The 8029-nt window shown below is 72.7% G+C and carries 10 protein-coding genes; 3 read left to right on the top strand and 7 right to left on the bottom strand.

The window, feature by feature from the left end; genetic code table 11:
* Nucleotides 1–835 (top strand): RlpA-like double-psi beta-barrel domain-containing protein (locus tag E1293_RS48995; protein ID WP_207939410.1); only part of this gene is annotated, 835 nt, incomplete at its 5' end.
* Between the two features lie 52 nt (nt 836–887).
* Here E1293_RS48995 and E1293_RS41280 read toward each other — a convergent pair.
* The 6 genes from E1293_RS41280 to E1293_RS41305 are packed head-to-tail and all read right to left on the bottom strand — an operon-like array spanning nt 888 to nt 5837.
* Entirely contained in the window at nt 888–1631 is a 744-nt protein-coding gene (locus tag E1293_RS41280; RefSeq protein ID WP_132204654.1) for a copper homeostasis protein CutC, read from the bottom strand.
* On the bottom strand, nt 1628–2569 hold the full coding sequence (locus tag E1293_RS41285) for an asparaginase (RefSeq protein WP_243717338.1): 942 nt from the start codon (nt 2567–2569) through the stop codon (nt 1628–1630). The genes E1293_RS41280 and E1293_RS41285 overlap by 4 nt, the downstream gene beginning before the upstream one ends.
* Nucleotides 2570–2592: 23 nt before the next feature.
* Complete coding sequence (locus tag E1293_RS41290; RefSeq protein ID WP_132204658.1) at nt 2593–3468, bottom strand: amino acid ABC transporter permease; 876 nt, start codon at nt 3466–3468, stop codon at nt 2593–2595.
* Nucleotides 3465–4109 (bottom strand): amino acid ABC transporter permease, encoded by a 645-nt coding sequence (locus E1293_RS41295; protein WP_132204660.1) that lies wholly within the window; start codon nt 4107–4109, stop codon nt 3465–3467. Before E1293_RS41295 ends, E1293_RS41290 begins: the two co-directional genes overlap by 4 nt.
* Before the next feature lie 10 nt (nt 4110–4119).
* On the bottom strand, nt 4120–5055 hold the full coding sequence (locus tag E1293_RS41300; protein WP_243717340.1) for a glutamate ABC transporter substrate-binding protein: 936 nt from the start codon (nt 5053–5055) through the stop codon (nt 4120–4122).
* 53 nt (nt 5056–5108) lie between these two features.
* A complete protein-coding gene (locus E1293_RS41305; RefSeq protein WP_132204668.1) occupies nt 5109–5837 on the bottom strand; it encodes an amino acid ABC transporter ATP-binding protein in 729 nt (242 codons plus the stop codon).
* A 116-nt stretch (nt 5838–5953) separates the two neighbouring features.
* On the opposite strand from E1293_RS41305, the gene E1293_RS41310 reads away from it, so the two are divergent.
* Nucleotides 5954–7111 carry an ROK family protein gene (locus E1293_RS41310; RefSeq protein WP_207939411.1) on the top strand — a complete coding sequence of 386 codons (1158 nt, stop codon included), beginning with the start codon at nt 5954–5956 and terminating at the stop codon, nt 7109–7111.
* On the opposite strand, the gene E1293_RS41315 is transcribed toward E1293_RS41310, so the two are convergent.
* Nucleotides 7108–7470 (bottom strand): STAS domain-containing protein, encoded by a 363-nt coding sequence (locus tag E1293_RS41315; RefSeq protein WP_132204662.1) that lies wholly within the window; start codon nt 7468–7470, stop codon nt 7108–7110. The genes E1293_RS41310 and E1293_RS41315 overlap by 4 nt on opposite strands.
* 362 nt (nt 7471–7832) lie before the next feature.
* On the opposite strand from E1293_RS41315, the gene E1293_RS41320 reads away from it, so the two are divergent.
* A partial coding sequence (locus E1293_RS41320; RefSeq protein WP_132204664.1) for a sulfurtransferase TusA family protein occupies nt 7833–8029 on the top strand: 197 nt, incomplete at its 3' end.

The raw sequence follows: 8029 nt of genomic DNA on the forward strand, positions 1-8029 counted from the left end.
GGGCGCCGGACGCGGCGGCTTCTGCTGCCTCGCCTCCTGGGGGCGGGGCGGGGAGGCGCGCGTGGCGGGCCAGGTCGCGGCGGAGTCGTCCGCCTGCGCCGAGATCCGGCAGGACGTCGCGGCGGGCACGGCGGTGAACGTGGGCGCCGCCGAGAACTGCGACCAGACGGAATTCGCCGTGCTGGAGAATCAGCGGCAGGCGGCCCGTGCCAAGGGCGAGAAACCCGCGATGCGGATAAGCGCGACGTGCCAGGCGGTCAACGAACGGGCCGCGCAGGGCGACCGGGCGCTGGACTTCGGGCTGGCGTTCAACTGCCGCCAGCGCGAGCGTTTCGCCAACACCACCAACGCCGTCAGCGGCCTCGGCCCGGCGAACAAGATCTCGTCACTGTGCCTGGGGGAGCGGGCCAAGAAGGCGCGGGGCGAGAGCACCGACGCGTTCACCGAATCGTTCTGCGGCAAGGAGGAGGCCGCAGCGAAGAACGCCCCTGCCACCTCGACCGAGCAGGCCGCGCCACCTCAGCAGGCCGCGCCGCCCCGGCAGGCGAAGCCGGAACCGTCGCGGAGCGCGGCCCCGGCCGCGTCCAGCGAGGTCGTGTGCCAGGGGTCGACCGTGACGCTGTCCGGTGAGGCGGGCGCCCCGGCGGCGTCCAGCAACACGCTTCCCGTCGGGACGAAGGTGAAGGTCACCAACCTCGACAACGGCAAGTCGACGACCGTCGAGGTGACGTCCGCGTCCGGCAGCTGCATGCTGCTGAACGACGCCGCGTTCGAGCAGGTCCGCGAGGCCGGCAGGTTCCTCGTCCGCCGCGCCCGCATCGAGCGCGCCGGCTGACGGGAGGGGACGGGACCCCGGCGCGGCGCCACCGGCCGGGGTCCCGCTCGCCTCAGCCGGCGGCGTGGATCACCGAGGCGACGCCGGCGGGGGTCGTGACGAGGCGCTCGTACTCCGGGCGGCGCAGTTCGCCGCCCATGAACGGGTACGGGTTGCGGTGCACGGCCGGGCTCGGCTCCGGGCTGAGCGCGGCGAAGTGGATCTCCCGGGCGCCGGTCGCCTCGACGACGCGCGCCACGTTCCGGTCGGTGACGCCGCCGCCCGGCATGACGATGACGCGGTCGCCGGCGTGCTTCACCAGCTCGGCGATCAGCGGCGCGCCCTCCAGCACGCTCACGTCCTGCCCGGACGTCAGGACGCGCGCGACGCCGAGGCCGGCCAGGGCGTCCAGCGTGCCGAACGGGTCGGCGGCCATGTCGAAGGCGCGGTGGAAGGTGACGGGCAGCCCGTCCGCCGCCGCGACGAGCCGCTCGACGACGGGACGGTCGACCGTCCCCTCCGGGGTCAGCGCGCCGATCACCACCCCGTTCACGCCGGCCTCCCGGACGAGGGCCACGTCGTGCTCCATCGCCGCGACCTCGTGCTCGTCGAAGATGAAGTCGCCGCCGCGCGGGCGGATGATGACGTTCACCTTGATGGACGACACGGCGGCGAGCGCGGCGCGGACCGTGCCCAGCGTCGGGGTGAGCCCGCCGTCGAACAGCGCCGCGCACAGCTCGACGCGGTGGGCGCCCGCCTTCTCGGCGGCGATGGCGCCGGCGACGCTGTCGATGCAGATCTCGTAGGTCAGGCTCACGGACGTCCTTCCGGGGTCGTGCGGATCTCGCCGACCGGGCGTCCGCCGCCGAGGACGGGGACGGTGCCGAGCGGCCGGGCCGGGGTGGTGTCGGCGCCGAGCGCGGCGAGCGCGCGCAGCGCGATGGCGGTGGTGGCGCGGGGGCTGCCGTCGATGACCTTCACCGCGACGGCGTGGCCCGCGGCGGTGGCGGCGATGAAGACGCCCTCCGCGCCGCCCTTGTCGACCGAGCCGGGCAGGGCCCGCATGAACTCGGTGTTGGCGTGCCCCGTCCCGCCGACGTATTCGGGGTGGGCGCGCATGGCGTCCGCGACCGGGCGCGCGTCCTCGGACAGGACGAGGGAGCGTGCGGCCCGAGCGAGCCCGGTCAGCGTGAGGCCGAACAGCGGCGCGCCGCAGCCGTCGACGGCGACCGGCGACGGCTCCTCACTGGCGCAGCCGGCCATCACCTGCCGCACCATCAGCTGGAGCGGATGCGTGGTGGAGAGATAGGTGTCGAGCGGCCAGCCGTTGGCGGCGCACGCGGCGAGCATGGCGGCGTGCTTGCCCGAGCAGTTCATCCGGATCCGCGACTCGCCCTCGCCCGCGCGGATGAGCGCCGCCTTCGCCGGCTCGTCCTCGGGCCAGGTGGGCGGGCACTGCAGCGCGTCCGCGCCGAGTCCCGCGTCCGAGAGGATGCCCTCGACGGCCTTGACGTGGAAGTCCTCGCCGGTGTGGCTGCCCGCCGCGATCGCGAGGCGCTCCCCCTCCAGCGGCGCGCCCGCCTTCAGGCAGGCGAGGGCCTGGAACGGCTTGGTCGTGGACCGCGGCAGGACGGTCTCCGATGGAACGCCGCGCGCGTAGGCGAGCGTCCCGTCCGGGGCGAGTCCGGCGACGCTGCCGTAGTGGCGGCTCTCGACGAAGTCGTTCCGGACGACCTCGGCCAGCACTTCGTACATCTCATTCCTCACCATGACGCACTTCACCGCGGGGTCTGGGGGGTCGTCCCCCCAGAGAGAGACTGCGCCGCCGGGGCGGCCTCGCGGACGGCGCGGGACGGGCGGGTCCGCTGCCGCGCCTCCAGCGTCCGCGCGAGCTTGGCCAGCGACGCGTTGATCACCAGGTAGATCAGCGCGATCACCAGGTAGGTCTGGATGAGCAGGTGGTTGTAGTTGGCGAGGACCTTCCCGCTGTACAGCAGCTCGGCGTAGCTGACGACGAACCCGAGCGAGGTGTCCTTCAGCAGCCCGGCGGACTGGCTGACCAGCGACGGAAGCACCCGCCGGGCCGCCTGCGGCAGGACGATCAGCCGCATCGCCCGCCCCCGCGTCAGCCCGAGCGCGAGCCCGGCCTCCAGCTGCCCGCGCTCCACCGACCGGATCCCGGCCCGGAAGATCTCGGCGAACGCGGCGGCGTTGGACACCGACAGCGGCACCACCAGCTTCCAGAACAGCGGCAGGTCGAGCCCGTACTTCGGGAGCGCGAACAGCACGACGTAGACCAGGAGCAGCGCGGGGATCGTCCGGACGATCTCGACATAGGCCGCCGACGGGATGCGCAGCCACCGCGCCGGCGACAGCCGTCCGAGCGCGAGCACGATGCCCGCCGCCATGGCCAGCGCGATCGACGCGGCCGCGGCGTACAGCGTGGAGCGCAGGCCCTCCAGCAGGTACCGCCACATCGGCCACGTCCCGTACGGGCGCCACCGGTCGGCGGCGAGCTGGCCGTTGTCGGCGAACTGGCGCAGCGCCAGCGCGACGAGGACGGCCCCGGCCAGCAGCGTCAGCGCGGTCGCGACCCGGATGCGGCGCCGGGCCTGCGGCCCCGGCTCGTCGAACAGCAGGCGGGAGGTGCTCATCGCAGGATCGCCAGCTTCCGCTCGAGGCCGCCGGTCACCAGCCCGAAGACCGCCGACAGCGCCATGTACGCCAGGCCCGCCGTCACGAAGATCCAGATCGGCTGCGCCTCGGCCAGATTGACCCGGTTCGCGGCGGCGGTCAGCTCGACGACGCCGACGGCCGCGGCCAGCGCCGTGTTCATCAGCGTCATGATCGCGATGTTGCCGAGCGGCTGGACGACCGTCCGCAGCGCCTGCGGCAGGACGACCAGCCGCAGCGACTGGACGAACGTCAGCCCGAGCGCGCGGGCGGCCTCGCCCTGCCCGGCCGGCACCGCGTTGATCCCGGACCGGATCGCCTCGGCCGTGTACGCCCCCTGGTAGAGGGCGATCACGACGGCCGAGGTGGTGAACAGCCCGGCGATCACCCCGATCTCGGGGAGCCCGAACACGGCGATGACGAGCCACACCAGCAGCGGGATGTTCTGCAGCACCTCGACGTAGGCCATCCCGGCGGCGCGCAGCACGCGCACCGGGCTGACCCGCATCGCGGCGACGATGATCCCGGCGGCGAGCGCGCCGGCGAGCGCCAGCAGCGTCAGCTCGGCGGTGAGCAGGAGCCCGTCGCCGAACTCCCCGAGGTGGTCGGTGATGACGTCCATGGGGCGGGGACTACTCCGAGCCCTTCGCGGAGCCGATCGCGGGCGGCTGCGGCGCGTCGCCCTCCACGACCGTCCCGATCGAGTTCTTCCAGGTCTTCGCCCACAGCCCGGACGCCTCGATCTTCTTCAGCCAGTCGTTGACGAACTGCTTCATCTGCGTGTCGCCGTGCTTGAGGCCGATCCCGTACGGGTCGCTGGTGAACGGCTCGCCCTGGATCTTGATGGACGGGTCCTGCTTCGCGGTGGCGAGCAGGATCGCCTGGTCCTGGACGTAGGCGTCGCCGCGGCCCTGCTTGAGCGCCTGGACGCATTCCGGGTCGCTGCCGAACGTGAGGATCTTCGCGTCCGGGGCGGCCTTCTTGATCGCCGGGATCGCCGGGGTGTTGGCGCCCGCGATGACCGTCCTGCCCTTCAGGTCGGCCGGGGCCTTGATGCCCGTCTCGTCCTTCTTGGTGGCGACGACCAGGCCGGAGCTGTAGTACGGCCCGGCGAACGCGACCTGCTCGGCGCGTTCCGGCGTGATGCTGTAGGTCTGCAGCACCACGTCCACGGTGCCGTTGGACAGCAGCGCCTCGCGCGTCTCCGACGCCGAGTTGACGATCTTCACCTTGGGCTCGCCGATGATGTACTTGGCGAGCAGCCGGCCGAAGTCGGCGTCCAGGCCCTCGACCTTCTTGGTCGCCGGGTTCTGCTGGGACAGCAGCGGCGCGTCCAGCGAGCCGCCCACGATCAGCTCGCCGCGCTTCTTGATCTTCTCCATGGTGGAGCCGGCCGGGAGGTTCGAGGCGACCGGCGCCGAGGCCGCCAGGTCGTCGGTCTTCCCGCCGCCGGAACCGGGCACGGCCGAGCCGGAGTCGCCGCCGGAGCAGGCCGCGAGGCCCGTCAGCGACAGCGCGGCCACCGCGGCCACCGCCGCCCGCCGCATCCCCGCAGGGGTACGCACCATGATCATCAACCTTTCTCGGGTGGCGCGCCATGGGCGGCGCGCCCGGGGCTGCACTAGTGGCTGAGGACCTTGGCCAGGAAGTCCCGGGCCCGGTCGGTGGCGGGGGAGTCGAAGAAGGCGGCCGGGGCGCCGGTCTCGACGACCTCGCCGTCCGCCATGAACACGACGCGGTCGGCGACCTTGCGCGCGAACCCCATCTCGTGGGTGACGACCACCATCGTCATGCCGTCGCCGGCGAGGCCGGTCATCACGTCCAGGACCTCGCCGACCATCTCGGGGTCGAGCGCGGACGTCGGCTCGTCGAACAGCATCGCCTTCGGCCGCATCGCGAGCGCGCGGGCGATCGCGGCGCGCTGCTGCTGGCCGCCCGACAGCTGCGCGGGGAGCTTGCTCGCCTGCTCGCCGATGCCGACCCGGTCGAGCAGCTCATGCCCGCGCTTCTCGGCCTCGGCGCGCGAGATGCCGCGCACCCGGGTGGGCGCGAGCGTCATGTTCGCGAGGACGCTCTTGTGCTGGAACAGGTTGAACGACTGGAACACCATGCCGACGTCGGCGCGCAGGCGGGCCAGGGCCCGGCCCTCGGCGGGCAGTTCCGCGCCGTCGAAGCGGATCTCGCCCGCGTCCGGCGTCTCCAGCCGGTTCAGGCACCGGCAGAGCGTCGACTTGCCCGATCCGGACGGGCCGATCACCACGACGACCTCGCCGCGGGCCACGTCCAGGTCCACGTCGCGCAGGGCGGTGTGGTCGCCGAAGCGCTTGTGCAGGCCGCGAACCTCGATCATTCGGTCACCCACGTTCCAACTTCCTTCGATATCGAAGTCAATGAGGACGATAGAGCGTCAATTCGACGTAAGTCAACGCGTTGCCGTACCAAGTTCGCGCATGCTATCTATCTGGAGTGCGTAACAGCAGAGATGACGGACCGGCGGCGCTCGTGCGGCTGGTGGCGACCGGCCAGGCGGAGTCGCGGGCCGAGCTCGCCCGGCTGTCCGGGCTCGCCGCGTCCAGCGTCTCGCTGCGGGTCGAGCAGCTCATCGAGGCCGGCCTGTTCGCCGAGGAGGGCGCCGGGGCCTCGCGCGGGGGCCGGCGGCCCCGCCGCCTCCGCCTCGCCCGCGAGGCGGGCGTGTTCCTGGTCGCCGACCTGGGCGCGCACCACGCACGGCTCGCCGCCGTCGACCTCGCCGGGACGCCCCTGGCGCTGTCCGACCTCGCGTGCGACATCGCCGTCGGGCCCGAGGAGACCCTGACCGCCGTCATCGGCAGCCTCCGCGAACTCGCCCGCGACCGCGGTCTGCGGGACGTCCCAGTCCGCGGCATCGGCATCGGGCTGCCGGGGCCGGTCGACCCGGCGACCGGCCAGGTCGTCTCGCCGTCCCGCATGCCCGGCTGGAACGACTTCCCCGTCCGCGACTACGTGGCCGGCCACGCCGGCGTCCCGGCGCTGGTCGAGAACGACGCCAACCTCATGGCCGTGGGCGAGCACCGCGGGTCATGGCCGTCCCTCGACAACGTCATGGTCATCAAACTCGGCACCGGAATCGGCTGCGGCGTCATCGTGGACGGCCGGCTGCACCGGGGCCGCGGAGCCGCCGGCGACATCAGCCACGTGCGGATCCTGTCCGAGGCCACCGTCGACTGCTCCTGCGGGCATCCCGACTGCCTGGAGGCCCACGCCAGCGGCGCCGCGCTCGCCGCGTCCCTCGCCGCGCAGGGCATCGCGGTGGACAACCCCGCCCGGATCGTCGACCTCGTCGCCGACGGCGTCCCGCAGGCGACCAGCGCGGTGCGCACCGCCGGGCGCCTCATCGGGGACGTGCTGACCGCCCTGGTGAACTTCTTCAACCCCGACGCCCTCGTCATCGGGGGCAGCCTGTCCAATGCCGAGCCGCTGGTCGCGACGATCCGGGGCGTCATCTACGAGCGCTGCCTGCCGCTCGCCACCCGCAACCTGGAGATCGCGACGTCCCGCGCGGGCCGCGACGCCAGCATCCTCGGCGCGGGCCACCTGCTGCTCGGCGAGTCGGGGGAGTGGATCGACCGGGTTCTGGAACGCTAGCCGCGGGCGGTCGCGGTGAGGGCCTCGCGCGCGGTCGCCACGTCCGGCGCGATCGCGACGCGGCGCTGCAGCCCCGCCACGTCCGACACCCGGCGGACGATCCCGCGCGGCGGCAGTACCACCCACATCGGGACGCCCAGCTCGGTCGCCCGCATCTGCGACCGTGTGATCACGTTCAGCCCGTTGGAGTCGCAGAACGAGCAGCCGGTCAGGTCGAGGATCAGGGCGGGCGCGCCGGAGTCGAGCAGCCCGACGGCCTGGCCGAGGATCGCCTCGCCGTTGCTCAGGTCGACCTCGGCGGGGAACGTCAGCGTCCCGCAGGTCTTCGTGCTCTCCACTCGCGCCACTCCGAGATCCATGACTCGCCCCAAAGCCGATTCCCTCACCTGGATGACAACGGGGGGTACTTCCCTGCGACTGTAAGCTCCAAAGCTGGACGGAACCTGAAAGAAAAGGTCAAGTCTAGGCCCTCCCTCTCCCATATCGCCGACGATCCCGTCTACGCGCGATTGATCCTCTTTTGCCGCTTCGGCGCCCCGCGCTCCCGTGACGCCACCCCGGCCCCAGTGTGGCCCTATTTCCTGAACTTTCCCTGAGCGGAACCGTGAGGCACGCTGGGATCGCGACCCGCGCAGGGCGCCCTGGTCCGGCCGCCGCTGTTGTCGCGGTAAGCCCTATATTTCCCCTATGGCCTGCTAGCCTCGCGGAACCGGGGGTGGGAATGAGCACGGATCCAGTCGTCATCGACGGCGGCGACCGCTCCTGCGTGCGCCTGCTGCTGGAGCTGCGCGAACACATCGCGGACCTCGCGCCCGGCTCCGTCATCCACCTGATCGCCAGTGATCCGGCCGCGCCCATCGACCTCCCGGCCTGGTGCCACCTGACGGGCCACACCTACCTGGGGCCCCTGACCGAAGC

The organism is Actinomadura darangshiensis, assembly GCF_004349235.1.
GTDB classification, from domain to species: Bacteria; Actinomycetota; Actinomycetes; order Streptosporangiales; family Streptosporangiaceae; genus Spirillospora; species Spirillospora darangshiensis.